Here is a 26,107-nt window from a genome sequence, read left to right on the forward strand (position 1 = left end):
ATGTCCACTCTTGAAATCAAGGACCTGCACGTCAGCATTGAGACTGAGCAGGGCACGAAGCCGATCCTCAAGGGCGTCAGCCTGACCATCAACACCGGTGAGACCCATGCCATCATGGGCCCCAACGGTTCCGGTAAGTCCACGCTAGCTTCCACGATCGCCGGGCACCCACGGTACTTGGTAGTCGGTGGGTCTATTACCCTCGACGGTGAAGACGTTTTGGCTATGAGCGTCGATAAGCGTGCTCGCGCCGGGTTGTTCTTGGCCATGCAGTACCCTGTTGAAATTCCTGGTGTCACCATGACGAATTTCTTGCGTACAGCCAAGACAGCGATCGACGGCGAAGCACCTAAGCTGCGTACCTGGACTAAGGACGTCAAGGCTGCCATGGCCCAGTTGCGGATCGAGCCTGAATTCGCTGAGCGCAATGTCAATGAAGGTTTCTCCGGCGGCGAGAAGAAGCGCCACGAGATTCTTCAGCTTGAACTGCTCAAACCGAAGTTCGCGATTCTAGACGAGACCGATTCGGGCCTCGACGTTGACGCACTGAAGGTTGTTTCCGAGGGTGTAAACCGTTCCATCGAAGCCGGTGGCTTGGGCACGTTGCTGATCACTCACTACACGCGTATTTTGCGCTACATCAAGCCCGACTTCGTCCATGTGTTCATCGATGGTCACATTGCTGAGCAGGGCGGTTCCGAATTGGCCGACCGACTAGAAGATGAAGGCTACGACCGTTACTTGGCCGCAGCTCCGGCATCGGCTTAGCCACTCACCCCTTTCATTCGAAAGCGAAGGTAGGAATCATGACGGATATCAGTGAAACAAGCGCTCCCGCAACGCAAACTGATCTCGAAGACGTTGAGGAAGCTCTCAAGGACGTGATCGACCCAGAACTTGGGGTTAACATCGTCGACTTGGGTCTGCTGTACGGTCTTCGCTACGGCGACGACGGAGCGCTGCTCCTGGACATGACTCTGACCACGGCAGCTTGCCCGCTGCAAGACGTCATTGAAGAGCAGGTGGAGAACTCACTTTCCCCCATTGTGGATGAGTGGCGTATCAACTGGGTTTGGATGCCGCCGTGGGGTCCGGAACGGATCACGGATGACGGGCGCGATCAAATGCGTGCGCTCGGCTTTAACATCTAGGAGCCTGTAGCCGCCGTCGACCTGGGTTTTTGCCCTGGCCGACGGCGGCTTTCTTGCGCTATCGGCTAACGCATGGGCATCTTTGAGGTGCGACGTCGCATAGCATGAATGCAATGCCATTCATCGAACAGCTCCGCCATTGGGCACATACGCGCGCCGACCACGACGCGGTCTTCGTCGGCGAAAAGCGCCTTAGTTATGCAGACCTTGCGGCTGGCATGGGCGGGGCGAGCGGACCCCGGTTTGCCCTTATTGAAGAGGAAAACGGTGCCGACTTGGCTCAGGCCTTCTGCGCCGGCTTGGTGGACCATGGGATCGTAGGCGTACTTGATACCCACTGGCCCGGCCGTGTCCGTGATTCCGTGCGCGCTGCCGCACTTGATTGGGCGAGGAAGTCTCTGGCGAGTCCATCATCCTCTGACGTGTTTCTTCTAGGCTTCTCCTCGGGAACCAGCGGCGTGCCCAAAGGATTTGTTCGCTCACGGTCTTCATGGGCATCTTCACTTCTGGCCAGCATGGCGCATTTTTCACTCTCGCCCGACGACGTCACGTTGGCGCCAGGCCCCGGCGCGGCCAGTATGAATCTTTACGCTCTGGCGGAGTGCCTTGCCAGTGGTTCGACGTTCATAGGCTTGGAACATTTCTCTGCCCGTGCCGGACTCACTGCCATAGACAAACATCAGGCCACGCGACTAGTACTTGTTCCATCTGTGTTAGGCCTCTTCGCCGACGCTGCCGGGCGCGTTGGGCACCAGGCGCTAGGGATTCGCAGCATTGTGTGTGCTGGCTCAGCTCTGCCCCCGCAGACTCTGGCCGCCGCCCGTCAGTGGGCACCCAATGCCAGGATTGAGCAATATTACGGCGCAGCGGAACTGGGCTTTGTGGCCGCCAACGTCCTCGCTCCTGCACCGCCGGGTCAGATATTGGTGCACAGCGTAACCCAAGGTCAAAGCGAGAGCGAAGATGCCGGCGTCGGCCTTCCTTTTGATGGTGTGGAGGTAGCCATTCTCGATGCCACCGGTGAGCAGCTTCCCTGTGGCCAGCCCGGATCGATCTTTGTCCGTAGTCCCTATGTATGTGACGCCTACGCTTGGGGCGACGACGCTTTAGCCTTCACGCGGGTACCAGCAGGTAATGGCGAATCCGACTGGTGCACCGTGCGGGACCAAGGTTTTCTCGATGCCCACGGCCAGTTGCACGTGCTCGGCCGGGAGTCTGACATGGTGCTGGTAGCTGGGAACAATGTCTACCCACAGGAGATTGAATCCGTCTTAGCAGAAGGCGCACAGTCCGGCTCAGTGATCGTCACAGGTACCAAGGACGACCGGCGCGGACAGAAATTGGTCGTTGGCTTGGACGCACATGACCCCAGGTTCGCGAGCGTACTTTCTTCTGGCGAGGTACCGCAGGCGCTCCGAACCCAGGCTACTTTGTTGCCTTTTACACACCGTCCAGCACTGTATTTTGCCCTGACCGAACTACCGTACACCGACTCCGGAAAGCTGAGCCGGGCGCTGCTGGCCGCATGGATCGAGGACGGTGACGGCCGTGCCCTACAGCTTCGATGAACAACACACAGCCGTCGTAGTTTCCGCTAGAAGAATACCCACAGCAAGGGCAGGAGGGGTCTATAAGGACATTCGTGCCCACGATTTGGTGGCACCTTTGCTGCGTGCTGTTGTCGCGGACATGCCGTTTCCGTCGGAGTCTGTGGCTGACGTGATCCTTGGCAATGCCACAGGAGGAGGCGGAAACATAGCTCGACTGGCAGCCCTTACGGCGGGCTTACCAGTTAGTGTCCCCGGAATGAGTGTGGACAGACAGTGCGGATCGGGACTCGAGGCAGTGGTCTTAGCCTGCCGGCTTGTTGGCGCCGGGGCTGGGGACGTTTATCTTGCCGGGGGAGTTGAGAGCATCAGCACCGCCCCAACCAGGGCTTACCGCAACAGCGACGGAAGCCTAGACTTTTACGAACGGGCTCAATTTGCACCACTCGCGACGGGAGACCCTGATGCGGGGGTTGCGGCGGAGAACGTGGCCAGCTATTTCGGGATTAGCCGTGAGGCGCAGGACGCCTACGCGTTAGATAGTCATCGCCGGGCCGTAGCGGCTGCCGCTCAGGGTAGATTTGAGCAGGAATTGCTACCACTGGCCGGGATCTCCGCGGATACCGGACCACGGGCACACCTGACCGGAAAACTCATGTCACGTTTTCCGTCCGTCTTCGTTCCAGGCGGAACTGTCACGGCCGGCAATTCTTGCCCTTACAGCGATGGGGCAGCGCTCGTCGTGGTGACTTCCTTAGCGTCGGCCCGTGCCCGGGGCCTATCCGGATTGGTATTTGTGGACAGTGCGGTAGCGGGCAACGACCCGAATCTGCTCGGGGTAGGCGCAAGTGCCTCAACACAGCTCCTGACACACCGGCTCAACCGCGAGCTGAACGCAGGCCTACTTGAATACAATGAAGCCTTTGCCGCTCAAGTCCTTGCCACCGCACAGATTCTGGGATGGGATCCACACCAGTTCAACCTCGACGGCGGTGCCCTGGCATTAGGGCACCCCTATGGCGCATCGGGAGCTGTTTCGATCACGAGACTCTTTGCCCAGGCACACGAACGTGCCGAGCAGGGACTGGACGCCCTGGCCATGATCAGTATGGCTGGTGGAATGGGAATCTCCGCGCTCTTTCGATGGCGGCAGGCTTAGCGAGCCAGCGGTTCGACGCCGTTGCCCCCACTGGGTTCGCAAGCTTCTCCTAGGCCGCGGGCTGCCAAGGCTTCACCCGTGGCTCTCGCGTAGCCGACGGTAGCAATGACTACGGGCAGTGAACGCGCCAAGAGGTTTCGCTCCAAGCCGCGAGCCCGCGCCGCGTCCTTGACATCGCTGAACGCACCAAGGATAAATGGGATACTTCGCAGCATCAAAGCAACCGTCAGGGAAAACCTTTCAGGGTCCGCCCCAAAGCGTTCCAACGGCCGTATCAGAGCACCCAGCCCATCCAGGAGTTCATCGATGGCAGTAGTGGACGTGAGAATGTTTGAGGCCACTACAGTAGCCACAATGGCTGCGATGACCGTCCAGGCGGTGGCCGGACCAAATTGCCACCATTGATAGACCCCGATGAGAAGCAAAAATATCAGCATCAGTCGGACGGCGCGCCACAACCTCGACCAGGGGAGCCTTGCCATGAAATGTGCAAGGACCACGGCCACCAGCACAACACTGGTGACAATGGTCCCCACCCACACCGGAAAAGCAGGAAAGGAGAGCACTAACACCGCAACGAGCAGGAGTAGTACGGCCTTGCGCCAGAGCAGCATTCGGTGAAAAATCGATGTTCCCGGCACATAGCCAGCTATTAGTGAGGCGTGACCACGCATCAACCCACCGACTCCCGGTACCAGCCCACGGCTTCGTGGGGACCGCCATCGAAGGCAATTCCTGCGTCGTCAACGACCAGGACCCGTTCACACATGAGAGCCAATGCTAGGTCATGGGTGGAGATGATGAGCTGTTGCGGCAATGCAGTCAAGCGTTCCCGAAGGAGTTTAGTGTTCCGCAAGTCCAGAAGAGTCGATGGTTCATCGAGCACTAGTATCCCCGGATCTACCGCCAAGACGCTGGCTAGGGCTACCAGTTGGCGTTCGCCTCCGGAGAGCTCGTAAATGCTGCTGTGCGCTAAATGGTCCAGGCCGTAGCTGCTCAGCACCGACATGGCAGCATCACGCCGTTCTCTTTTACTCAGCTTGAGTCGGCGCAAAGACAGCTCAACGTCTTCCACCGGTGTGGGCATGATCAGCTGTGAAAGTGGGTCGGTGAAGACAAAACCAACGAGGCGTCGAACGGCAGCACCCTGAGTTTGAGTGTCGAGTCCATTGATCCTGACAGTACCGGAGGTAGGCAGTACCAATCCGTTGAGGAGGCGCAATAACGTTGACTTGCCTGATCCATTGGCACCGATCACAGCGATGCGGCGTTCTGTGAGTTCCAATGAAAGCGGACGGAGAATTGTCTTCGCTCCAGCCCCGGATGCATCCAAAGGTGCAATTTGCACGCCGGCATCTGCTAGGACGATTGACTCGTTGGCAGGGAAACTCACTGGCGGCGGCGAACCAAAATGTCAGGGAATGCCCGGTGCAGGCTCAAAGCGATGGCGACGGCCACCACGTTCTTGAGGATATCGCCGGGCAGATAAATGAGGTCCGCACCTACGGCTGTGAGCAGCGCCATACCTTTGAACATGAAGCCAGCAATGCCAAAGACGTGGATAACCAGTGTTCCCACCATGGCTGCGCTAAACAGTGCGACAGTTTTGGATCGTGAGCGCACCGCCCAAGTCGCTAAGAGGCCCACGGTAGCTGCACCAAAAATGAAGCCGACAATGTAGCCAGCTGATGGACTTGCTAGCACCGCCGGCCCGGCACGGAATCCACTAAAGATGGGTAGGCCCACTAGCCCAAGCAGAATGTAGAGACCCACAGCGGCGGTGCCCCTGGCGAAGCCGAGTACCAGCCCGCACAAGACCACCACGAGTGTCTGTAACGTGATGGCCACGCCTAAAGGACCCACGTTGATGCCCGGAACTGCTATCGAAGCAGCCAACAGGGCGGCAAAAACCGCAATGAGCGAGATATCCACTGCACCCCAGCGTCGGCGTTGTGAACCGATGTTTTGGCGACGATCAGTGCTGACCGTGGCGCTTGTTGGTAAGGGGCTTGAAGGTGATATTCGATTCATTCTTCATACTTTCAGTTGCTAAGGGACTTTTGTTGTACGGGAACCTCGGTAGACTAGAGCGGTTGTTCATCCGCGTCTGCCGTCCCATCCGGGAACCCCGGCCGTCTAACGCACATGTCCAACTTACGTGAAAGGTTACTACGTTGATTACGGTCCAAGACCTTGAGTTACGCGCCGGAGCGCGCCTGCTCATGGACGAAGTGTCATTTCGGATCGACAAGGGTGACAAGATCGGCCTGGTGGGACGTAACGGTGCTGGCAAGACGACGCTGACCCGAGTCTTAGCAGGAGAGGGGTTACCGGCTGGTGGAAAAGTCACCAGCACCGGCGCCATCGGCTATCTGCCGCAGGACCCGCGGACCCCTGACATGGAGCAGCTTGCCCGTGATCGTATCCTGGCCGCCCGTGACCTTGACAAGGTCATCACTAAGCTGCGCACAGCTGAGCTTGATATGGCCAGCGAGGACTCAAACATCCGCGATAAGGCAATGCGTCGCTACGACCGCTTGGAGAACGAGTTTCTAGCGGGCGGCGGGTACGCGGCTGAGGCCGAGGCTGCAGCCATTTCTTCGAATCTTGCGCTTCCGGAACGAATTTTGAATCAACCGTTGAAGACGCTTTCTGGCGGTCAGCGACGTCGTGTTGAACTAGCCCGAATCTTGTTCTCCGGTGCGCAGACTATGCTCTTGGACGAGCCCACCAACCACTTGGATGCGGACTCTATTACGTGGCTTCGTGAATTTTTGAAGAACCATCAGGGTGGGCTGATAGTGATCAGTCACGACACCGAACTTCTTGAAGCAACCGTTAATAAGGTTTTTCATCTAGATGCCAATCGGGCCACGATCGACCAGTACAACCTTGGGTGGAAAAAGTACCTAGCCCAGCGGGAAACCGATGAGCGCGCACGTCGACGCGAGCGGGCTAACGCCGAGAAGAAGGCTGGCGTACTCATGGATCAGGCGAACAAGATGCGGGCTAAGGCCACTAAGGCTGTCGCTGCCCAGAACATGGCGAAACGTGCTCAACGGCTCCTAGACGGCCTTGAAGACGTTCGCGAACAAGACCGAGTTGCCGCGCTTCGCTTCCCTGACCCGTCCCCATGCGGCAAGACTCCTCTGATGGCCGAAGGGCTCAGCAAGTCATATGGTTCCTTGGAAATTTTCACCGACGTCAGCTTGGCGATCGATCGCGGCTCCAAAGTGGTCATCTTAGGCCTCAACGGTGCCGGTAAGACGACTCTGCTCCGTATGCTGGCCGGTGTCTCCAAACCGGACACAGGAGAAATCATCGCCGGTCACGGGCTGAAAGTGGGCTATTACGCTCAGGAACATGACACCTTGGACACCAGCCGGACGGTGCTTGAAAATATGCGTGCCAGTGCAGGCACCATGAACGACGCCGAGGTTCGCGGTATTCTGGGATCTTTCCTATTCTCCGGTGACGATGTCAATAAGCCTGCCGGGGTTCTCTCCGGTGGCGAAAAGACCCGACTGGCCCTGGCCACGATTGTCGCCTCATCAGCCAACGTACTGCTACTGGATGAGCCCACCAACAACTTGGATCCTGCCAGCCGCGCAGAAATCCTTGGGGCCTTGAAGAACTACTCGGGAGCCGTGGTGCTGGTGAGCCACGACGAGGGTGCTGTGGAAGCACTAGATCCGGAACGCGTGGTTCTGCTGCCAGACGGAGACGAGGATCTGTGGAGCCAGGACTACCTGGATCTGATCTCGATCGCTTAGCACTTAGCACTTAGCACCTAGCGGGACGTTCGCAGACGATTTGCGCGAACGGCCCGCATTTATCCTCAAAGCGAGGCTGCACGGGCTAGTAGCCCTGCGAGTCCAAAATAGCGTCCTCTGCCTCCTCTGCCGTGGCGCGAGCACCAACTTTGCGAACTTTCGCATGACGTTTAGGGTGAAACGCTGAGCCTCGTCCGTAGAGTTCCTCGACGGGAACGCCTGTTTCACCGGATTCTTGTTCATCGTATTCGTCGTTACGTCGCTGCATCCGTGCGGCATAGCCAAAGCCGACAAAGGCCAGTACCCCAAAGCAAATCCACTGCAGCGCGTAGCTAAGGTGAGATCCCTCGTCGATTGATGGAGCGGGGAAGGGAATTGGGTTCTGCGCAGCGGCAGGGGACTCACTCACAATTTGGCCGTAAGCGCCGGTTTTAATTGAGTAAGAAAGCTGTGAAGCGTAGTCCGCCAAGTCGATAGAAGCAATCTGTCCGGCAGGAGCCCCCCGGTCAAGCTTGGGTTCCGGGGGTCTGAGCCTGGCAATGACGCTCACCGTCCCGGAGACAGGTTGCGGCACAACGTCCGGATGTCCAGCTTCTCTGTCACCTATCGGGAGCCAGCCACGGTCAATAATGATGGTCTGGCCGGTTTGCAGCTTCAATGGGACCAGAACTTCATATCCTGGTGTCCCGTTGAGGGGACGGTTGCGAACCACGCGTTGGTCAGCGGTGAGGTACTCACCACGGAGAGTGACCTGCGTCCATTCTTTGGCAGGGTCCAAGTGATCGAACTGACCAGCAAGACTTGCGTACTCGAGCGGGGCGCCGGAATAGTTGTTGGTGATTTTGGCTATATTGGCCACGACGTCGTTGCGGCGGCTCATCTGCCAGTTCCCCAGAGCAACGCAGGCAATGGCAAACACCAGGGCGAGGGCAAAGTAGCCCGCCCATTTGCTAGAAAATAGGAACTTATACGTCTTCATGAACTACGCGGAATCCTTGGGTGTCAACGGCAAAGTTTCCTTCCACAAGGAGCGGCTTTGCAGATAGTCTTCGAGCCAGGCAACATGTTCGTCACAGGCGAGCCAAATCTTACGCCTCTCCGGTGTGTGAATCTTAGGATTGTTCCACAGCAATTGCATGGTGGCACTTTGCCGGCAAGCTTTGCGAGAACAAATTCTCTCACCCGGTTCGGTGGTCGTAGTCGCCCGTTGATCCTGCGGCAGGTCGCTGTTGCCAAGCATGTCGATGAGGTTCATGCGGGCTTGTCCTCACCCTTGCCATTCTCATTACCGGCCTCTGCCACGCCATCGTTGTCGGTCTCCATTAGAACCTCACCGCGCAGGATGTCTCCGGAGTCGTCGCCATTGGCGGAATCCGGAGGAATTTGGCCTTCGTTGAGTTCATAGGCTGGTGCCTGATCAAGGAGCTCGGTGGTGTTTTGATGATTGACGTCAGCACCGCCGTTTGCAATGACCACGGCCACCCATGGCAAGAGCACTGCACCCGCTACGGGAATCAATTTGAACCAGCCATCGACGACAAAGATCAGCACTATGCACACCATGCGGATACCCATGGCCGTGGCGTATTTAACGAGACGTCCGTGCATTTCTTTGCTGTGAGCATCGGCGGCGTTGGTGATGGAGACTACTGGTGTTGAAGCGACGGCGCGGTGGAAGAGCTTGTGCCGCTGTGCTGCCGCCGCTGATTGGTCTCTCATCACACTCCAAGTAATAACCCTATTCTTCCACTGCCTGCTGTTACATCCAAAAGCACCGCTAGGTCCGATCGATCGTTTCATCGTAGGATTCAATGCGAGAACCAACCTATGGAGGATTAGATGAGTGAATCCGTTTCGACGCCGCCACCCGGGCGCAGCGTCCTGGTCACCGGCGGTAATCGCGGAATTGGACTGGCCATCGCGCTGGCCTTTGTGGCGAATGGGGACAAAGTTGCTGTGACATATAGAAGTTCCTCGGCACTTCCAAGCGGGATCCTTGGGGTGCAAGCGGATGTCACTGATGCCGCATCGATCGATGCTGCTTTCACTAAGGTGGAGGCCGAGCACGGACCCGTGGAAGTCTTGGTAGCAAACGCCGGGATCACGAAGGACACTTTGCTGATGCGGATGAGCGAGGATGACTTCACGTCAGTGGTGGACACCAACCTCACCGGAGCCTTTCGCGTCATCAAGCGTGCCAGCAAAGGGATGATCAGGCTACGAAAAGGACGGATCGTGTTGATCTCCTCCGTAGTGGGACTTTACGGCTCCGCCGGACAGGTTAATTACGCCGCGTCCAAGGCCGGACTGGTGGGCATCGCCCGTTCCCTCACTCGGGAGCTAGGGTCACGGAACATCACCACCAATGTTGTAGCCCCAGGCTTTATAAACACTGATATGACCGCTGCGCTGGCGCAAGACACCCAAAAGCAGTACTTGGCTACCATCCCCGCTGGCCGTTTCGCCAGCGCGGAGGAAGTGGCGAACGTAGTCCGTTGGGTTGCCAGCGATGAAGCGACCTACATCAGCGGCGCTGTCATTCCAGTTGACGGTGGACTAGGCATGGGCCACTAGGGCGCGTAACCAACGCCAACAAGAAAAATTTTGTAACTCGAATAAGGGATTGTTTATGGGAAAGCTTGACGGAAAGACAGCGATTGTCACAGGGTCATCGCGCGGCGTGGGTGCCGACGTGGCCAAGTTCTTAGCGGCTGAAGGGGCCGCGGTAGTTGTCAACTATCGCCAAAAGGCGCCGCGTGCTAACAAAGTCGTCGAGCAAATTGTTCAAGCTGGCGGCAGGGCTGTAGCCGTAGGCGCAGATCTGACGACCCGCGACGGCGTCCATGCATTGGTTAGCGCTGCCATGGAGAACTTTGGCTCCCTTGACCTTGTGGTTCTCAACGCCTCAGGTGGCATGGAAAGCGGCATGGCCGAAAACTATGCTCTGTTGCTCAACCGTGATGCGCAAATAAACCTACTCAATGCCGCACTTCCTGTCATGAAAGCCGACTCGCGGGTGATCTTTGTCACGAGCCACCAGGCGCACTTTATTGAAACTGTGCCGACAATGCCCGACTACGAACCAGTAGCACGGAGCAAGCGTGCTGGCGAAGATGCTTTGCGTGCTTTGATCCCCAATCTGGCAGCTGAAGATATCTCCTTGGTGGTTGTATCCGGGGACATGATCGAAGGCACCGTAACAGCCACACTGCTGGACCGTGCCAACCCGGGGGCTATTGAGGCCCGCCGTGCGGAAGCAGGAAGGTTGTATTCGGTCGCAGAATTTGCTGCCGAGATCGCCAAGATGGCCACGGCCGACGTAGAAAGCGGGCACACCTTGTATGTGGGTGGCTCAGACTACTTCAAGTAGGCAGCCGGTTTTATAATCAATCTTTGTGAACGTTAGTTTTTGCAGTACCTAGGATGGCTCCCGCATTTTTGCGGGAGCCATCCTAGGTACTGCTCTTGGGTATGGCACTGCCCATAGGTACCCGCTAGATTCCAGCTAAGGCCAGTGCGACGTCGAGGTTCGGCAGGTTGATTTGCGCGTCGGCCAGCGCACGGACGGCAGGTTTAGCGTTGAATGCGACGCCCAGAGCTGCAACGTCGAGCATGTCTAAGTCGTTGGCACCGTCACCAATTGCCATGGTTGCCTCCAAAGCGATGCCCGATTCAGCGCTCCATCGCCGAAGGCACTCCGCCTTGCTCGCCTTGTCCACGACAGCGCCAATGACTCTTCCCGTGAGACGTCCATCAATGATTTCTAGGTCGTTGGCAAGCGAATAGTCAAGCCCCAAGTGTTCTGCTAAGGGATTTAGAATTTGAGAGAATCCGCCGGAAACAGCGGCGACTATATGCCCTGCCCGCTTAGCTTGCGCCACGAGCCGTTGCGCACCCACCGAGAACTCAACTTTGGCGACGACCTCGGGCAGCACTGCCTCCGAGAGTCCCGCCAGTGTCGCGACTCGTTGATGGAGGCTCTCCGCAAAATCCATTTCGCCTCGCATAGCAGCCTCCGTCACCTTGGCAACTTCCTCTTCGGTGCCTGCATATGCTGCGAGCAATTCAATGACTTCTTGCTGAATTAGCGTTGAGTCAACATCCATAATCAGGAGTTTGCGGGGAGCGTTGCGTAGCGAGTGTAAAACGACGGCGGTCTCTATATCAGCGGGGCCAGCGTTGGCGAGGACAGTTCGAAGTGAGGCAACGGCGTCGCTCTCGTTGCTGTGTGGCCCGATGAGCTCAAAGGTGACCGTGTTAAACCCCGGGTAGCTCCTTGGCTCCTCATCGCGAATCGTGAGACCGAGGCCGTCAAATAGCGAACGGAGCGCCGAGAGAGCCTGTGGAGCAATTGTCTGGGCGTAGCTGACTGCAGTGAAAGGAGAAGGCATGCGTTGATTCTAGCTAAATCCGTTCACTCGGGTGGTTGAAAAATTACGCAGTTCGCGCAGTTCCCCTCCGGTGTCATAGGCTCTTGACTTATGAGTGAAGTTTTGGGTTTGGCCGGTGTCAGCGTGGTCCGCGGCACCAAGACACTATTGGATTGCGTAGACTGGCGCGTTGCCGAAGGGGAACGTTGGGTCATCTTAGGGCCCAACGGTGCGGGCAAGAGCACGCTCTTGCAGATTGCAGGTGCCCGCATGCATCCTACCCGTGGGGTGGCGGGCATCCTTGATGAGGTTCTCGGTGCCGTTGACGTCTTTGAGCTGCGTCCCCGGATTGGCTTGGCTTCGGCGACCTTGGCTAACCAGATTCCAGAACATGAGAAAGTTCTCAACGTTGTTGTAACGGCAGCATATGGTGTCACGGGCCGCTGGCGTGAAGCCTATGAGCGCGACGACGAACGCCGCGCGTTCGCCCTGTTGGAAGAATGGGGTATGTCCACGTTCATGAACCGGAAATTTGCGTCCCTTAGCGAGGGCGAGCGCAAACGCGTCCAGATTGCCCGAGCATTGATGAGCGATCCCGAGTTACTACTTTTGGATGAGCCCGGAGCGGGCCTGGACTTGGCGGGCCGAGAAGACCTCGTCAAGCGTTTGAGTGAACTTGCCGCTGATCCGTTGGCCCCCTCCACCATTTTGGTTACTCATCATTTAGAGGAAGTTCCGCCCGGCTTCACTCATGCTCTGCTGCTGCGAGATGGCGGCGTTGTGGCGCAGGGACCCATCCAGGAAGTTCTGACCGAAGAACATCTCAGTGCAACATTTGGCATGCCACTGAGCGTAAGTTACAACGCGGGCCGGTACACGGCCACGGCACGGCGTTAGCGCCATAGTATTTTCTTCTTGTTCCATGGCGCGCGGACAGGCGACGTAGTCAGCGCCGTAGTCAGCGCACGGTCGGAAGTTAGGCGTACGCTCGAGCCATGAATATAGGCGATGTGGTTGTTGATTTTGAATTGCTTGATCAAAATGGGACTCCTCAGCGGCTCTCTGAGCTCGCTCACAAGGGCGCTGTTGCACTCTTTTTCTATCCGTTGGCGGGCAGCGGTGGATGTACCAAAGAGGCATGCACTTTTAGGGATATGGCCGGAGAATTCGCAGACTTGGGTGCCTCAATCGTTGGAATCAGCACAGACTCACCAACTAAGCAGCTTGAGTTCGCGACGAAAAACCGTTTGGGCTATCCGTTGCTCAGCGATCCGCAGGGGGAAGTCGCAGATCAGTTTGGGGTCCGGCGTAGACTCCTGGCCAAAACGCTTCCCAGTAAGCGTGCCACGTTCGTTGTTGACTCGTCGTTGAGGATTCGTTTCCAACTTTCGAACGAAACGAATATGGGTATCCACGCCGCTGGAGCGCTCGAGGCACTTGCCACGCGCGGATCAGCTTGGTGAATGAGGCCTCCAGCCGGTAAGGTAAGTAGCTGGCCCCCGGGCCATAACATTCATCAGTCTGGCAAAAACCAGACGATTACACTTTTGAGGCACATAGTGAAGCAGAACACGCACCCCAAGTATGAAGCAATCGTTTTCCATGACTTGGCTTCCGGCACAAAGTTCCTGACGCGTTCCACCGCGACATCCACCAAGACCATCGAGTGGGAAGACGGCAAAACCTACCCGGTTATCGACGTTGAAATCTCCTCGGAGTCACACCCGTTCTACACGGGTAAGCAGCGCATCATGGACAGCGCCGGCCGCGTGGAGCGCTTCAACGCTCGCTTTGCTGGTTTCGGCAAGAAGTAAGCTCGCTTCACTGGAACTATTTTCTTCAAAGACCCGCACCTTTGGTGCGGGTCTTTTTGCACATCCGGGCCAATGATTGGGAAACTAGTCTCATGGCTTCTCTCATGCATGGTGAATATAAAGTCCACGGTGGAAAACTGGTGGTTGTGGATCTCTCTGTGGCGGGTGGCAAGCTTTCTACAGTGTCCGTTAGTGGCGATTTTTTCCTCGAACCCGACGAGGCACTGGATGACATCAACGCAGCTTTGACTGGGCTTTCCACAGAACTGAGCGCAGCGGCGTTAGCCGACGCCATCACGGCCGCCCTGCCAGAAAATGTAGTCCTTTTCGGCTTCTCCGCACAGGCAGTGGCTATTGCAGTGCGCAGGGCATTGGCTAAGGCGAGCAGTTGGCTAGACCACGAATGGGAGATCATTGCTCCTACTGTGCTGCCCACGGCAGTCAATGTGGCTCTGGATGAAGTTCTGACGCGAGAAGTTGGAGCCGGCCTCCGCAATCCCACGTTGCGTTTCTGGGACTGGGAGGAGCCCTCAGTGGTGATCGGCAGTTTCCAATCTGTGCGCAACGAAATTAATCCGATCGGCGTCGAAAAATACGGTATTCATGTGGTGCGCCGTATTAGCGGTGGCGGGGCCATGTTCATGGAAGCTGGCAACTGCATTACGTATTCTCTGTACCTGCCGCAGAGCTTGGTGGACGGTTTGAGCTTTGAGGACTCATACAAATTTTTAGACAGTTGGGTCATGGCGGCGCTGGAGTCCATCGGTGTACGAGCCTTCTATGTACCGTTGAATGACATCGCAACTGAGCAGGGAAAGATTGGCGGGGCTGCGCAGAAGCGTTTAGGCAACACTGGAATGGTTCACCACGTCACCATGAGTTATGACATTGACGCGGAGAAAATGGTTCAAGTCTTACGGATTGGTCAGGAGAAGCTCTCAGACAAGGGTACCCGTTCGGCTAAAAAACGGGTGGACCCGCTGCGTCGTCAGACGGGGCTTGATCGTGACGCCATTCTCTCAACCATGATGGCGACCTTTAGGGACCGTTACAACGCTAAAGAGTCCGTATTGACGCGTGAAGAGTTGGCAGAGGCTGCCCGTTTGGTCCAGACGAAGTTTGGCACAGAGGAATGGCTTGTGCGCATCCCATGATGACGGATAATGCTGAGCCAGCCCCGCGACTTGCCGTGTCCTTGCGGTGGTGGCTGAGGCAACCTCCGGCGGCTTTCTCCTTCGTCATGGCGACGGGCATCGTCTCAGCGGCGTTGACGGATGCCGGGTGGCAGTTAGCGTCACAGATCCTCTTGTGGATTGCAGCAGGAGGCCTCGTAGTCCTCACCGTCGGTCTTGTGGGCAGAATTTTGAGCCGCCCCCGTGAGGTCGTAGCTAACTTCCGCAATCCCCACTTGGGATTCGGTTACCTCACCATGGTGGCCGCCCTTAACGTGGTCGGAGCCGGCTTCCATGAAACTGCGCCTGTAGTTACCTGGTGGTTGGCGGCACTGAGCGTCCCCTTATGGCTGTTTTTAGGTTACGGGGTTCCGCTGTCCATGATGTTGCGGACCGAAGTAGGGGATAGTCCGTTGCCGAGGCTGCTGGCCGTGGACGGTACATGGTTCCTTTGGGTCGTTTCCACACAGTCACTTGCCGTTGCCGCGGCCACACTGGCCGGGGACGGTGGGAACGCACGTATACTCAGTGACGCCGCGGTGGCTTTTTGGGGTATCGGCATCATGCTGTATCTGACATTGACCACGCTGGTCATACTGCGGCTTCTGACGGGTGGCGAAAACGCTGGTGGAATCGTGCCCGCTAACTGGATTTTTATGGGCGCCACAGCCATCACCGTACTGGCTGGGTCCATGATCCTTCACCTTCCCCGCGGAGTACCTGTCCTGGACCTAGCTGGTCCCACTGTAGGCGGGATCAGCTACCTTCTATGGGCCTTTGGTCTGTGGTGGGTACCACTGCTGGTGGCATTTGGTATCTGGCGCCACATGGTCAGAAAAGAACCACTGCGCTACAGCACAGCGTTGTGGTCAATTGTGTTCCCTCTCGGGATGTTCTCCGTGGCGACTTTCCGATTCGGTGACGTCAATGACATGCCGTTGGTCGCCGTTATTGGATCGTGGGCCAACTGGGTTGCGGTGGCTATCTGGGCGCTGGTGGCGGCAGGGATGATCCGCGCCGCCACCGTCTTCCTTCGTCGGCGTTAGACCATCACCCTATTTGGGCAGTGAGCGAGCGTACCAACTGATCACGCTGTTCAAGCACTAGGCGGCGCAAGCCTGTCGGCGCAGTGTCATTGTCTGCGAGCCAAGAATCGGTTCGCATGACCACGGGATGCTGCGTCGGTTGTGCGTCGCTTCCCAGATCCTGATGGGATGGGAAGAGGCCCCGCACTAGACGCGAAGCAATTTCAATACTGCGCTGCTCCCAGATATCAATGAGCGCAGAGAAGTACGGCTCCACGTAAGGATCAAGCAAGTCGTGGCTGCCAACCATGAAGCCCTCGATCGTGGCGCTGAGCAGTTCATTTGTCAGCTCCATCCCGGTGAGCGCATCAGTCCACGCTTTGGCTTTGACGTCAGGCTGCGGGAAGGAAGCAAGCGCTATTACCCTACCCACTCGGGTCTCCGCCGTCGTAGCAGCCTTAAGTTCGGCGTCGAGCTCGCTGACCGTGGCCTCCTCGTTGGCAGCTAGGGCTTGCCAGCAGGACCAGCGAAGTTGGCTGTCAACTCGCAGGCCCTCCGGAACGTCGAAGCCGTTGAGAAGGCCGCGGATGCGTGTGTTCGCCGTATCGGTGCTCCGGCCCAGCGCTGCCAGCGTCCTCGCCCAAATAAGCTGTTCGTCACTCCCAGCCTCGGCGGCATCAAGGTTATTTTCTACCGCGGAAAGGAGTACCGCCCGCAATTCGCCGCGCTTGGTGGGTGGACAAAAATCGCGGACAGCACTCAGTGCGTTCTCCGACAAGGACTGCAATAGGGCGATGTCAGACTCTCCGGCGGCCTGCTCGCAAACAGCCTTCACATATGTACGCACGGGCAGGACGGCGTCGCGGGTTGCGTTCCATAGCGAGGACCACACCAAAGACCGCGCCATCGGCTCCGCAACAGTGCCCAGGGAAGTCAGTGCTGTTGACAGGGAGGTCACATCGAGTCGGACCTTTGCGTACGTTAGGTCTTCATCGTTGAGCACCACCAAATCCGGGGCTGCAATCCCGATCAGGACTCCAACGTCCGTCTGCGCACCAGCCACGTCGATGGTGACTGAATGTGTCCGGCGTAGTTGAGAGTCTTTGTCTTTTGTAAAGAAGCCAACGCTTAGACGGTGCGGGCGTAAAGCTGAAAGGCCGGTGATCGGATCCACCGCTTCTTGAGAGATCGAGAACGCAGTTATCTTCCCATCCACGATCTCCATAGTTGGCGTCAGGGTGGAAATGCCAGCCGTCTGAAGCCATTGACCGGCCCATGCACTCAAGTCGCGACCAGAAGCTTCACTGAGGGGAGTGAGGAGGTCTGTGAGGGTGGTGTTTGCATACTCGTGGCTCGCAAAGTAGCTGCGTGCACCGGCCATAAAGGCATCCTGACCTACGTAAGCGACCAGCTGTTTGAGGACTGATGCACCTTTTGCGTAAGTAATTCCATCGAAGTTCTGCTTGGCCGCTTCAAGATGCGGGATATCTGCCACGATCGGATGGGTGGTCGGAAGTTGGTCTTGGACATAAGCCCACGCTTTACGCCTACTGGCGAACATTGTCCAGGATTTCGATCCCCATTCGGTGGCGTCGGCTACGGCCAGGTGGCCCATGAAGTCGGCAAAGGATTCCTTCAACCACAGATCATCCCACCAACTCATGGTGACGAGATCGCCAAACCACATGTGTGCCATCTCGTGCATGATGGTGTTGGCGCGCTGCTGGTATTGGGTGTCGGTGGCTCGCGAGGTATGGATATAGGACTCTGTGAACGTTACTAAGCCCGGATTTTCCATGGCACCAAGGTTGTATTCGGGAACAAACGCCTGATCGTATTTGCCAAAGGGATACGGGTAGTCAAAGAGTTCGTTGAAGTAGTACAAACCTGCTTTGGTGACGGCAAAAATGGGGTCAGTGTCAAAGTTCTGTGACAAGGATGCGCGGCAGTAGGCGGAGAGTGGGACTTCCAAGGTGGTCCCGGCGTGTGCGCTCTCCGGACCGAAAACCATACTGAAGTGATCGTTGACCTTGTAGTAAGGACCGGCCAAAATGCTAGTGATATAAGTTGAAATTGGCAGTGTGGTAGCAAAGTCCCACCACGATGTGGAGGGACTCCCGTCTTGGTCCATCTCCTGGGTACTGGCATTGCTCACCGACTGATTTGAGGCTACTTCCCAGTTCGCGGGCGCTGCCACGTGGAAAGTGAACGGGGCTTTCAAGTCAGGCTGTTCAAAATTAGCGAACACACGCCTGGCATCAGCGGGTTCGTATTGGGTGTAGGTATATACGAGTCCATCGGCGGGGTCTTGGAAGCGATGCATGCCCTCTCCGCTGCGGGAGTAAGCGGCAGTGGCGCGGATAAGAACTTCGTTCTCCAGAGCTAGTCCAGGAAGATGGATTCGAGCATCATCAACCACGTCCGCAACGTTCAAAGCGCGCCCGTTAAGAACCACCGATTCTACGCTGATCCCAATAAAGTCCAGGAACGTCTCTGAGTCTGGCCGGGACGCAGAAAAAGTGATGGTACTTTGGGTGGAAAAACCTGGCTCGGTTAGACATTCGGCATTTCCAATATCGACTCTCACGTCATAGTGGTTGACGGAAATTAGAGATTTGCGCGCTGCCGCTTCGTCACGGCTCAAATTTGAATTAGACACTATTTCATTTAACCACGGTTGCCGTAGCCTTCTTTTCTCAGGCGTAGCGAGCTCACTTAGGCTGACATGAGATGGACGGCTCCGAAGGCAAGAGTTGCAATGAGAGCCCAAGCGCACAAGGCCATAATCGTGGCCCGGGCACCTGTTCGTAGGAGCGCACTGATGCGCACCGACGATCCAAGGCCAAACAGTGCAGCCCCGAGAAAAACGTCCTGTGCCACTGACCCAATCTCGATGGCACCGGCCGGCAGCCATCCGAGCGTTCGCAGAGCGATCATAGCTAAGAAACCTATGACAAACACGGGAACAATGGGTGGAGACTTTCGCTCTGTCAGGGTATCTGCGCCAACACCTTGGGCCCTGTTGGCCGCGGTTGTGAGTCTGCGCCTTTCGAAAGCGCCAGCCACACCCACGATCGGAGCCAGAAGTACCACTCGTGTGAGCTTGATGATGATGGCGGCACTGAGAGCGACTGAACCAGCTGTTTGAGCGGTGGCAACGACCTGGCCGACGTCGTGAACGCCTGCACCGACCCATTGGCCGAAGGCTAGGGGAGTGAGTCCGAGAGGGTGCATCAGCAGAGGCAGGACACCGATGGCCAAGGTGCCGCACAGGGTGACTAGAGCAACCGGTAATACGGTGTCGCTGTGCTTCGTTCCCCGCACGGCGGCCATGGCGCCAATGGCTGAAGCGCCACAGATCGAAAATCCGGTGGCAATCAGAAGCGGGGTGTCCCCTTCAAGTTTGAACAGTTTCCCTAGTGCATAGGTGCCGGCAAAGCTGAGCATCACTACCGCTACGACAAGTGCAACTGTTCTCCACCCGAGGTGGAGGATGTCCCCAAGACTTAGTTTCAGACCCAGAAAAATGATGCCGACTCGCATGAAGTGCTTACCGGCGAAGTTCAGGCCAGCACGCCACGGGCCAGCGCACAGCGAGGCGGAACCGGGAAGGTTGACTGCTGCAATACCCAGTACGACGGCGACTGTCATGGCTGGGAGCATCGGAACAGCCGTATGGATCACTAGCGAAACCACGACAGCGAGCAAAGCTGCGGCTAAGCCTGGAACTAGCGGGCGGGTGGATGCTGCCAACTTTTCCCAAATGGGCACTGCCGCGTTCACCAGGCACTCTTGCGATAATCCTTGAGGAATACTCCATACTGGTCTTCCCCCGACTCACCCATGACGATGGGATCGTAGACGCGGGCCGCGCCGTCGACAAGGTCAAGAGGAGCGTGAAAACCCTCCTGGGCCAGGCGCACCTTGGTATAGTGCGGTCGTTCATCCGTGATCCAACCGGTGTCCACGGCTGTCATAAGAATGCCGTCAGTATCCAACATCTCCGCAGCGCTAGTGCGTGTGAGCATGTTCAACGCCGCTTTAGCCATGTTGGTGTGCGGATGCCCGGGGCCCTTATAGGCTCTGGAGAACTGGCCCTCCATGGCAGAGACGTTGACGATGTATTTCCGCCTGGCTGTGGAGGCGGCCATGGCCGGGCGGAGACGTGAGACAAGCAGGAATGGTGCGGTCACGTTGCACAGCTGGACTTCAAGCATCTCCAATGAATCCACCTGATCGACGACTTGTGTCCAGCTATTCACGGTTGACACATCAGGCACCAGGCCTCCGGCGTCGATGGCTGTTCCGGCGTCCATCCGTTCCAAGGAGGCAGAGCCCATCGAGAGGGCAAGGGCGGCAATCTGATCGCCACCAAGTTTGGGGTGCTCGGAGATCTGGCTGGCAAGGGCGAGCGGATGCTTGTCATGTGCGTGGCCGAACGTCAGCAGTTCTGGCATCGGAGTATCGGTGGGGAGCGGTTCAAGCTCAGCATCCACCAAGGGTTGGTACGCATTACCTGAACGGCGCACAGTCTGGGCGGCGTTGTTGATGATGATGTCCAGCGGCCCTGCGTCGGTTAAGGAATCGGTCAGAGCTATCACCTGACTTGGATCGCGAAGATCGATTCCCACCACACTTAGACGGTCAAGCCACTCAGAGCTGTCTTCCATCGCTGCAAAGCGACGAGCCGCATCCTTGGGGAAGCGGGTGGTGATGGTGGTGTGAGCACCGTCCCGCAGGAGCCGGAGTGCTATGTACATGCCTATTTTGGCCCGGCCACCAGTTAGCAGCGCCCGTTTGCCGCGTAGATCCGTGCGCGCATCACGTTTGGAATGGTTGAAAGTAGCGCATTGCGGGCACAATTGATGATAGAAAGCGTCCACCTGCGTGTAATGCTGTTTGCAGATATAGCAGGGGCGGGAACGCTGGAGCGTCCCCGCCACTTCGCCGCTCGTGGATGCTTTGAGCTTGTTTCCACGAGTTTCGTCATCGATTCGGTCAGGTGCCGCTGTGGCTGTCTTTGCAATGACTGCTCGGTCGGCGTCGTTGACGGCATCTCTTTTTTCCGTACGACGATGTCTTTTTACAGCCTTGAACATCTTGCCGGTTGCACGGCGGACATTGACGTAATCAGGACTTTCTTCGTCGTAAGCGTGAATATTCTCCAAAACCTTGATGCAATTTTGAATTTCTTCCGGGGTCAGTTCAGCAGCAGTCACTCATCAATTTTAGCCTCTTCCCGCACCGATTCAGACTCAGTGGCGCTGATTTGGTTTTCAACGACCAAATCCAACGCCTCTCTGGAGAGCCTATTGGCCGCAATAGCCAGTTCCAGTGCTTCCGGGAGAGCAGCAGCTGCCACTTTTGCCAACGTCATTTCTGCCGCGTCAGGCACCGGAACTACTTGACCCTTGCTAAGAACGGTGATGCCTGACTCGGTGACAGCAAAGCCACGTGCTCGGTCCAGACCCGGGTCCACACCAATGGTTGCGCCGGCCGGAACATGTACGTTCTTATCAAGAATTGCTCTGCGCACCACGGCACCAGCACCCACCACCACCTTGTCTAACAGCACAGAATCGCTGACCCTGGCACCGGTACCGACAAAGACATCGTTGGAGAGAACCGAGTTCTCAACAACTCCACCAGAGACGACTACTCCGGGAGCGACGATGGAATCCAGAGCAGTTCCCACCGCGTTGTGTGCACCGTGGACGAACTTTGCCGGGGGAGAGGTGGTGCTGCGTGTGTAAATAGGCCAGGCCCTGTTGTAAAGGTTGAAGATGGGCAATGGAGAGATGAGGTCCATATGGGCGTCGTAGTAGGAATCTATGGTCCCCACATCTCTCCAATAGTTGCGGTCTCTATCGGTGGCATCGGGTATGTCGTTCGTGGAAAAATCATAGACGAAAGCTTCCCCGCGATTAACGAAATACGGGATGATGTCTGCCCCCATGTCATTCTTTGTTTCGCTCTTTGCAGCATCCTGCTCCAACGCTTCTATCAGGGCATCTGAGTCAAAGACGTAGTTGCCCATGGAGGCTAGGAATTGTTCCGGAGCGTCGGGCAGGCCCGGCGTGGAGCTTGGCTTCTCTACGAAGGCCGAGATTTTGTGGGCGCCATTCACCCCGGTATCGACGGAGCTGTCCACTTCGATGACGCCGAACTGGTCAGCCATCTCGAGGGGCTGGCGGACTGCGGCCACGGTGGCTCGAGCCCCCGACTTAATATGGTTGTCAACCATCTGCTCGAAGTCCATCCGGTAGACGTGGTCTGCTCCGACCACCACTACGATGTCCGGCTCGGCATCCCCAATGAGGTTCATGGACTGGTAGATTGCGTTGGCGCTGCCTAAGAACCAGCTCTTCCCGCGGCGCTGCTGCGCCGGAACACTGGCCACATAGTTTCCTAGTTGTGTTGACATCCGCCACGTCTCCGAGATGTGGCGGTCCAGGCTGTGCGACTTGTATTGGGTCAAAACGACAATCTTGAAATACCCGGAATTTGCCAGATTAGATAAGGCAAAATCCACTAACCGAAAACCGGCAAAAGGGACTGCAGGCTTGGCGCGGTCTGCTGTCAAAGGCATCAACCGTTTGCCTTCACCGCCCGCCAGTACAATCGCAAGAACTTTTTTGACAGACATTGAACAACCTCCGACAGCTTGAATGTTGCTACGAATCGCTCCCCGTGAACGGGTCCAACACCTTCACACTAGAACAACGTGTTCAAAGACACTACATTGGAACGGTGCGTATCGATATTGTGACCAAAGAATTTCCGCCTGAGATCTATGGAGGAGCCGGCGTCCACGTTGCCGAGCTCAGCCGCGTCCTTGCCGCGAAGGTAGATTTGCGAGTTCATGCCTTCGGCGCCGAACGCGCCGAGGACTTTCACGGGGCAACCGTGACTTCCTATGGCAATCTCCCCGAGCTGGCAGGCGCTAACGCCGCGATGCAGACTTTGGGAGTTGATCTACAAATAGTTCCTGACATTGCAGGGGCGGATGTGGTGCACTCCCATACGTGGTACGCAAATATGGCGGGGCACCTCGCCTCACTGCTCCACGGCATTCCCCATGTGCTCAGCGCACATAGTTTAGAACCGTTGCGCCCTTGGAAGGCAGAACAACTCGGTGGGGGATATGCGATCTCGTCGTGGGTTGAGAAAACAGCCTATGAAGCCGCGGCGGCAATTATTGCTGTCTCGGATGGTATGCGCCACGATATTTTGCGTAGCTATCCCGACGTAGATCCCGCCAAGGTCAAAGTGATTCACAACGGAATCGATGTGGAGTCTTGGCGCCGAGATGAAGACGAGGACGTCGTTCGTTCTTTGGGCATTGACCCGGGCAGGCCCAGCGTCGTGTGGGTGGGTCGGGTAACTCGTCAGAAGGGCCTACCGTACTTGTTGCGTGCGGCGGCCTCACTTCCCCCGGACGTGCAGTTGGTTTTGTGTGCTGGCGCGGCGGACACCCCCGAGCTTGGCGCGGAGGTCAACTCGCTGATCGCGGGTCTCAAAGCAGCGCGCGACGGCGTCGTGGTCATTGAACGCATGCTGCCAAGGAAAGAACTTGTCCAAGTTCTTAGCCATGCGACAGTCTTTGCTTGTCCTTCGATCTATGAGCCGCTTGGTATTGTCAACTTGGAAGCTATGGCGTGTGGTGCGGCGGTGGTGGCCAGTGCCACTGGCGGGATTCCCGAAGTCGTTGCCCACGGAGAAACCGGGTTATTAGTACCGTTGGATCAGGTCCCTGACGGCACAGGGTCCCCGTTGGACCCGGAGAAATTCGTGGCGGACTTCGCCGCTGCTCTCCTTGAAGTTCTCAATGATCCTCCCCGTGCCAGGGCCATGGGGGAGAAAGGTCGCCAACGCGCCAAGGAGAATTTCTCCTGGGAATCGATTGTGGAGGCGACCCTTGAGGTGTACCGAAGCGTCTTGGCACACTAACACGTTGTAGACAGCGAATTAGACGTGTACTGGGGGATGGGTCATCGTCCCAGTACACGTCTAGGTCGTAGGGTCGCTATTTCTTGGAGCGGTCCTTTTCCTTAGCGAGCATCACTTTCTCATCCACCGGAGCATCCTTACTAGCGCGCAACGCGCGGAAGTAATCTCTGGCTTCGTCTTGGCGATCACGTTCGATGCCTGTTGCTATGGTGGCCCGAAGATGTTCTGGGCCGTAGCCGAATGCATCGACAAGATCCAAGGCATGCGGGCGCAACTTCTCTAAGACGCGATTGATGTACGGTGCCAATGTTCTAGCCCGCTGCATTGAGATCCGTCCGTTCATGAGGTACCAGTCGAGGTGCTTTTCAATGAGCGTCAGGCCAAGCAAGTCCCGCAAGCGGGTCAGGACGCGGCGGGTACCCGGATCCTCGAGGGAGCGCAGTGCCCTGGTGAACGCTTCCCACTGTAGTAGCTCAGCGTGAGCCCGGGCCGCTTCAATTAGTTCGTTTTGGTGTTGGTTGAAGACTTCAGCGCCCTTGTCCTTGGGGAGTTTTGCAGCTCCTTTCAAGGCGGCCGCGACGTCCGCGACCATTTGTTGAACCCTGCCAGCGAGCATCTCGTGTTGGGTGTCCTCATCCTTGAGGGCTTTTGCGGACTTCTGCGCGGACCCGGAATCAGCCATGAACTGAGCCGCCTGCCGCAGTCCCGTCTTATTGATGGTGAGGTCAGCGGCTTGGCCAACAACGAATCGGGCCAAAACACCAAAGTCGAGGTTGCGGAATTCCTTACTGTAGTCAGCAAGTAGTCGCTTAGCCACCAGCTGGAGCAGGACCGTATTGTCGCCTTCAAAAGTTGTGTAGACGTCAAGGTCTGCGCGCAGTGATGTGAAACGGTTTTCGACCATGAAACCTGCGCCGCCACAGGCTTCACGGCATTCTTGCAATGTATCCAGAGCATGCCAGGTCGACATGGATTTCAGTGCTGCCGCGAGCGTCTCTAAATCCTGGCGGTCTTCATCGCTGTCATGGAGACCGGAGAATACGCTGTCGAACTTCACCAAAAGTTCTTCGTGGGCGAAGGCTGCCGCGTAGGTGGTGGCTAGACGGGGGAGCAGTCTTCTCTGGTGGCGCTGGTAGTCCATCAGCACGACTTCCTCTGTCTGCGAAGCCGCGTTGAACTGCCGGCGCTCTGTCGCGTACTTAACCGCAATAGTTAGCGCCACCTTGGACGCAGCCACGGCGGCTCCGTCGAGAGAAACACGACCCTGAACCAAGGTTCCGAGCATGGTGAAGAAGCGCCGGCCCGGACTCGCAATAGGAGAAGAATACGTTCCGTCAACCGCCACGTCCCCGTAGCGGTTGAGGAGGTTGGTACGCGGAATCCGGACGTTACTAAAGTGCAGCCTTCCGTTGTCAATTCCATTCAGACCACCCTTAATATTGTCATCAAGGCCGCCAACACCGGGTAAGAACTCTTTACTAGTGGGATCACGTAACTCAACATAGAAGGCGTGAACTCCGTGGTTCACTCCGTTGGTGATGAGCTGTGCGAAAACGACGGCCGCTAGTCCGTCTACTGCTGCGTTGCCGATGTATTCTTTCCATGCCGCACTGAACGGAGTGTTGATAATGAATTCCTGTGTGGCAGGGTCATAAGTAGCCGTGGTGGCGATGGAAGCCACATCGGATCCGTGGCCTATCTCCGTCATGGCGAAGCAGCCAGGAGTTTGCAAGTTCATGATGCCGGGGAGCCACTTGTCTTGATGTTCTTGTGTGCCAAGATGCATCACGGCTGAGCCGAAAAGTCCCCACTGCACTCCGCCCTTAATTTGCAGGGACGGATCGGCGATGACCAGTTCTTCAAATCCAGCGACATTGCCGCCATGATCGTCGCTGCCACCCAGACGGGTGGGGAAAGCGCGGTGGACGCCGTCCTCCCTGACCAGAATGCCCAGCTGAGTAAACACGCGCTTGCGATGTTCGGTGTGGCTGAGCCCCTCGACTTTGTGCAACTCTGGATTGCCAGCCAGCTTGCGGGCTTGGATCCGAACGTCGGACCACCTACCCAGAAGTGCCTTGCCAAGTACGGCAACGTCTACTGCGGAACCATCGTCCGTCTTGGCGCCCGGGGTTATTAGGTCAGTCAT

General features: G+C 57.0%; 25 protein-coding genes. 13 read left to right on the forward strand and 12 right to left on the reverse strand.

Annotated features, from left to right (window positions below):
• The 4 genes from sufC to LOH53_RS14770 all read left to right on the forward strand — a co-directional run bounded on the left by sufC (position 1) and on the right by LOH53_RS14770 (position 3,857).
• Positions 1-768 carry a Fe-S cluster assembly ATPase SufC gene (sufC, locus tag LOH53_RS14755; RefSeq protein WP_230068515.1) on the forward strand — a complete coding sequence of 256 codons (768 nt, stop codon included), beginning with the start codon at positions 1-3 and terminating at the stop codon, positions 766-768.
• Between the two features lie 38 nt (positions 769-806).
• Positions 807-1,151, forward strand: coding sequence for a metal-sulfur cluster assembly factor (locus tag LOH53_RS14760; protein WP_230068516.1), 345 nt, complete (start codon positions 807-809; stop codon positions 1,149-1,151).
• 113 nt (positions 1,152-1,264) lie between these two features.
• The gene (locus LOH53_RS14765) at positions 1,265-2,719 is read left to right on the forward strand and encodes a class I adenylate-forming enzyme family protein (RefSeq protein ID WP_230068517.1); all 1,455 of its coding nucleotides are present in this window, start codon (positions 1,265-1,267) and stop codon (positions 2,717-2,719) included.
• A complete protein-coding gene (locus LOH53_RS14770; RefSeq protein ID WP_230068518.1) occupies positions 2,691-3,857 on the forward strand; it encodes a thiolase family protein in 1,167 nt (388 codons plus the stop codon). The genes LOH53_RS14765 and LOH53_RS14770 overlap by 29 nt, the downstream gene beginning before the upstream one ends.
• On the opposite strand, the gene LOH53_RS14775 is transcribed toward LOH53_RS14770, so the two are convergent.
• Genes LOH53_RS14775 through LOH53_RS14785 form a run of 3 tightly spaced genes read right to left on the reverse strand, consistent with a single transcriptional unit; the run spans position 3,854 to position 5,888 of the window.
• A complete protein-coding gene (locus LOH53_RS14775; protein WP_230068519.1) occupies positions 3,854-4,531 on the reverse strand; it encodes an energy-coupling factor transporter transmembrane component T family protein in 678 nt (225 codons plus the stop codon). The two genes, LOH53_RS14770 and LOH53_RS14775, sit on opposite strands and share 4 nt — an antisense overlap.
• On the reverse strand, positions 4,531-5,250 hold the full coding sequence (locus LOH53_RS14780) for an energy-coupling factor ABC transporter ATP-binding protein (RefSeq protein WP_376991592.1): 720 nt from the start codon (positions 5,248-5,250) through the stop codon (positions 4,531-4,533). The genes LOH53_RS14775 and LOH53_RS14780 overlap by 1 nt, the downstream gene beginning before the upstream one ends.
• Positions 5,247-5,888, reverse strand: a complete 642-nt coding sequence (locus tag LOH53_RS14785) for a biotin transporter BioY (RefSeq protein WP_230068520.1) — start codon at positions 5,886-5,888, stop codon at positions 5,247-5,249. Before LOH53_RS14785 ends, LOH53_RS14780 begins: the two co-directional genes overlap by 4 nt.
• Before the next feature lie 143 nt (positions 5,889-6,031).
• Here LOH53_RS14785 and LOH53_RS14790 point away from each other — a divergent pair, with 143 nt between their 5' ends.
• The gene (locus LOH53_RS14790; protein ID WP_230068521.1) at positions 6,032-7,630 is read left to right on the forward strand and encodes an ABC-F family ATP-binding cassette domain-containing protein; all 1,599 of its coding nucleotides are present in this window, start codon (positions 6,032-6,034) and stop codon (positions 7,628-7,630) included.
• 85 nt (positions 7,631-7,715) lie between these two features.
• Here LOH53_RS14790 and LOH53_RS14795 read toward each other — a convergent pair whose 3' ends face one another.
• From LOH53_RS14795 to LOH53_RS14805, 3 genes are read right to left on the reverse strand one after another with little or no spacing between them, the layout of a single operon-like run.
• Positions 7,716-8,609: an SURF1 family cytochrome oxidase biogenesis protein gene (locus LOH53_RS14795; RefSeq protein WP_230068522.1), complete on the reverse strand. Its 894-nt coding sequence runs from the start codon at positions 8,607-8,609 to the stop codon at positions 7,716-7,718.
• 3 nt (positions 8,610-8,612) lie between these two features.
• Entirely contained in the window at positions 8,613-8,885 is a 273-nt protein-coding gene (locus LOH53_RS14800; protein ID WP_230068523.1) for a hypothetical protein, read from the reverse strand.
• Complete coding sequence (locus LOH53_RS14805; protein ID WP_230068524.1) at positions 8,882-9,349, reverse strand: DUF3099 domain-containing protein; 468 nt, start codon at positions 9,347-9,349, stop codon at positions 8,882-8,884. The genes LOH53_RS14800 and LOH53_RS14805 overlap by 4 nt, the downstream gene beginning before the upstream one ends.
• Before the next feature lie 120 nt (positions 9,350-9,469).
• On the opposite strand from LOH53_RS14805, the gene LOH53_RS14810 reads away from it, so the two are divergent.
• The gene (locus LOH53_RS14810; RefSeq protein WP_230068525.1) at positions 9,470-10,204 is read left to right on the forward strand and encodes a beta-ketoacyl-ACP reductase; all 735 of its coding nucleotides are present in this window, start codon (positions 9,470-9,472) and stop codon (positions 10,202-10,204) included.
• A gap of 55 nt (positions 10,205-10,259) precedes the next feature.
• A complete protein-coding gene (locus LOH53_RS14815) occupies positions 10,260-11,000 on the forward strand; it encodes an SDR family oxidoreductase (RefSeq protein WP_230068526.1) in 741 nt (246 codons plus the stop codon).
• A 124-nt stretch (positions 11,001-11,124) separates the two neighbouring features.
• Here LOH53_RS14815 and serB read toward each other — a convergent pair whose 3' ends face one another.
• The gene (gene serB / locus LOH53_RS14820; protein ID WP_230068527.1) at positions 11,125-12,021 is read right to left on the reverse strand and encodes a phosphoserine phosphatase SerB; all 897 of its coding nucleotides are present in this window, start codon (positions 12,019-12,021) and stop codon (positions 11,125-11,127) included.
• A gap of 90 nt (positions 12,022-12,111) precedes the next feature.
• Between serB and LOH53_RS14825 the strand changes: the two genes are divergently transcribed.
• From LOH53_RS14825 to LOH53_RS14845, 5 genes are all read left to right on the forward strand, one after another.
• On the forward strand, positions 12,112-12,897 hold the full coding sequence (locus LOH53_RS14825; RefSeq protein ID WP_230068528.1) for an ABC transporter ATP-binding protein: 786 nt from the start codon (positions 12,112-12,114) through the stop codon (positions 12,895-12,897).
• A 98-nt stretch (positions 12,898-12,995) separates the two neighbouring features.
• A complete protein-coding gene (locus tag LOH53_RS14830) occupies positions 12,996-13,463 on the forward strand; it encodes a peroxiredoxin (protein WP_230068529.1) in 468 nt (155 codons plus the stop codon).
• A 96-nt stretch (positions 13,464-13,559) separates the two neighbouring features.
• Positions 13,560-13,814, forward strand: coding sequence for a type B 50S ribosomal protein L31 (locus LOH53_RS14835; RefSeq protein WP_230068530.1), 255 nt, complete (start codon positions 13,560-13,562; stop codon positions 13,812-13,814).
• Between the two features lie 92 nt (positions 13,815-13,906).
• Positions 13,907-14,968, forward strand: coding sequence for a lipoate--protein ligase family protein (locus LOH53_RS14840; protein WP_230068531.1), 1,062 nt, complete (start codon positions 13,907-13,909; stop codon positions 14,966-14,968).
• On the forward strand, positions 14,965-16,032 hold the full coding sequence (locus LOH53_RS14845) for a tellurite resistance/C4-dicarboxylate transporter family protein (protein WP_230068532.1): 1,068 nt from the start codon (positions 14,965-14,967) through the stop codon (positions 16,030-16,032). Before LOH53_RS14840 ends, LOH53_RS14845 begins: the two co-directional genes overlap by 4 nt.
• A gap of 4 nt (positions 16,033-16,036) precedes the next feature.
• Here LOH53_RS14845 and pepN read toward each other — a convergent pair whose 3' ends face one another.
• From pepN to glgC, 4 genes are read right to left on the reverse strand one after another with little or no spacing between them, the layout of a single operon-like run.
• A complete protein-coding gene (pepN, locus tag LOH53_RS14850; protein ID WP_230068533.1) occupies positions 16,037-18,670 on the reverse strand; it encodes an aminopeptidase N in 2,634 nt (877 codons plus the stop codon).
• A 56-nt stretch (positions 18,671-18,726) separates the two neighbouring features.
• Entirely contained in the window at positions 18,727-19,794 is a 1,068-nt protein-coding gene (locus tag LOH53_RS14855) for a YeiH family protein (RefSeq protein ID WP_230068534.1), read from the reverse strand.
• On the reverse strand, positions 19,791-21,230 hold the full coding sequence (locus tag LOH53_RS14860) for an SDR family NAD(P)-dependent oxidoreductase (protein ID WP_230068535.1): 1,440 nt from the start codon (positions 21,228-21,230) through the stop codon (positions 19,791-19,793). The genes LOH53_RS14855 and LOH53_RS14860 overlap by 4 nt, the downstream gene beginning before the upstream one ends.
• Positions 21,227-22,657: a glucose-1-phosphate adenylyltransferase gene (gene glgC, locus LOH53_RS14865; protein WP_230068536.1), complete on the reverse strand. Its 1,431-nt coding sequence runs from the start codon at positions 22,655-22,657 to the stop codon at positions 21,227-21,229. Before glgC ends, LOH53_RS14860 begins: the two co-directional genes overlap by 4 nt.
• Before the next feature lie 104 nt (positions 22,658-22,761).
• On the opposite strand from glgC, the gene glgA reads away from it, so the two are divergent.
• Positions 22,762-23,961, forward strand: a complete 1,200-nt coding sequence (gene glgA, locus LOH53_RS14870; RefSeq protein WP_230068537.1) for a glycogen synthase — start codon at positions 22,762-22,764, stop codon at positions 23,959-23,961.
• A 76-nt stretch (positions 23,962-24,037) separates the two neighbouring features.
• Here glgA and LOH53_RS14875 read toward each other — a convergent pair whose 3' ends face one another.
• Entirely contained in the window at positions 24,038-26,107 is a 2,070-nt protein-coding gene (locus LOH53_RS14875) for an acyl-CoA dehydrogenase family protein (protein WP_230068538.1), read from the reverse strand.

Source organism: Arthrobacter cryoconiti, from assembly GCF_020905375.1.
In the GTDB taxonomy this organism is placed as follows: Bacteria; Actinomycetota; Actinomycetes; order Actinomycetales; family Micrococcaceae; genus Specibacter; species Specibacter cryoconiti.

Coding starts and splice junctions, on each gene's coding strand:
- sufC (WP_230068515.1), top strand. CDS start 1: ATGTCCACTCTTGAAATCAAGGACCTGCACGTCAGCATTGAGACTGAG.
- LOH53_RS14760 (WP_230068516.1), top strand. CDS start 807: ATGACGGATATCAGTGAAACAAGCGCTCCCGCAACGCAAACTGATCTC.
- LOH53_RS14765 (WP_230068517.1), top strand. CDS start 1,265: ATGCCATTCATCGAACAGCTCCGCCATTGGGCACATACGCGCGCCGAC.
- LOH53_RS14775 (WP_230068519.1), bottom strand. CDS start 4,531: ATGCGTGGTCACGCCTCACTAATAGCTGGCTATGTGCCGGGAACATCG.
- LOH53_RS14785 (WP_230068520.1), bottom strand. CDS start 5,888: ATGAATCGAATATCACCTTCAAGCCCCTTACCAACAAGCGCCACGGTC.
- LOH53_RS14795 (WP_230068522.1), bottom strand. CDS start 8,609: ATGAAGACGTATAAGTTCCTATTTTCTAGCAAATGGGCGGGCTACTTT.
- LOH53_RS14800 (WP_230068523.1), bottom strand. CDS start 8,885: ATGAACCTCATCGACATGCTTGGCAACAGCGACCTGCCGCAGGATCAA.
- LOH53_RS14805 (WP_230068524.1), bottom strand. CDS start 9,349: ATGAGAGACCAATCAGCGGCGGCAGCACAGCGGCACAAGCTCTTCCAC.
- LOH53_RS14810 (WP_230068525.1), top strand. CDS start 9,470: ATGAGTGAATCCGTTTCGACGCCGCCACCCGGGCGCAGCGTCCTGGTC.
- LOH53_RS14815 (WP_230068526.1), top strand. CDS start 10,260: ATGGGAAAGCTTGACGGAAAGACAGCGATTGTCACAGGGTCATCGCGC.
- serB (WP_230068527.1), bottom strand. CDS start 12,021: ATGCCTTCTCCTTTCACTGCAGTCAGCTACGCCCAGACAATTGCTCCA.
- LOH53_RS14825 (WP_230068528.1), top strand. CDS start 12,112: ATGAGTGAAGTTTTGGGTTTGGCCGGTGTCAGCGTGGTCCGCGGCACC.
- LOH53_RS14830 (WP_230068529.1), top strand. CDS start 12,996: ATGAATATAGGCGATGTGGTTGTTGATTTTGAATTGCTTGATCAAAAT.
- LOH53_RS14840 (WP_230068531.1), top strand. CDS start 13,907: ATGGCTTCTCTCATGCATGGTGAATATAAAGTCCACGGTGGAAAACTG.
- LOH53_RS14845 (WP_230068532.1), top strand. CDS start 14,965: ATGATGACGGATAATGCTGAGCCAGCCCCGCGACTTGCCGTGTCCTTG.
- glgC (WP_230068536.1), bottom strand. CDS start 22,657: ATGTCTGTCAAAAAAGTTCTTGCGATTGTACTGGCGGGCGGTGAAGGC.
- LOH53_RS14875 (WP_230068538.1), bottom strand. CDS start 26,107: ATGACTGACCTAATAACCCCGGGCGCCAAGACGGACGATGGTTCCGCA.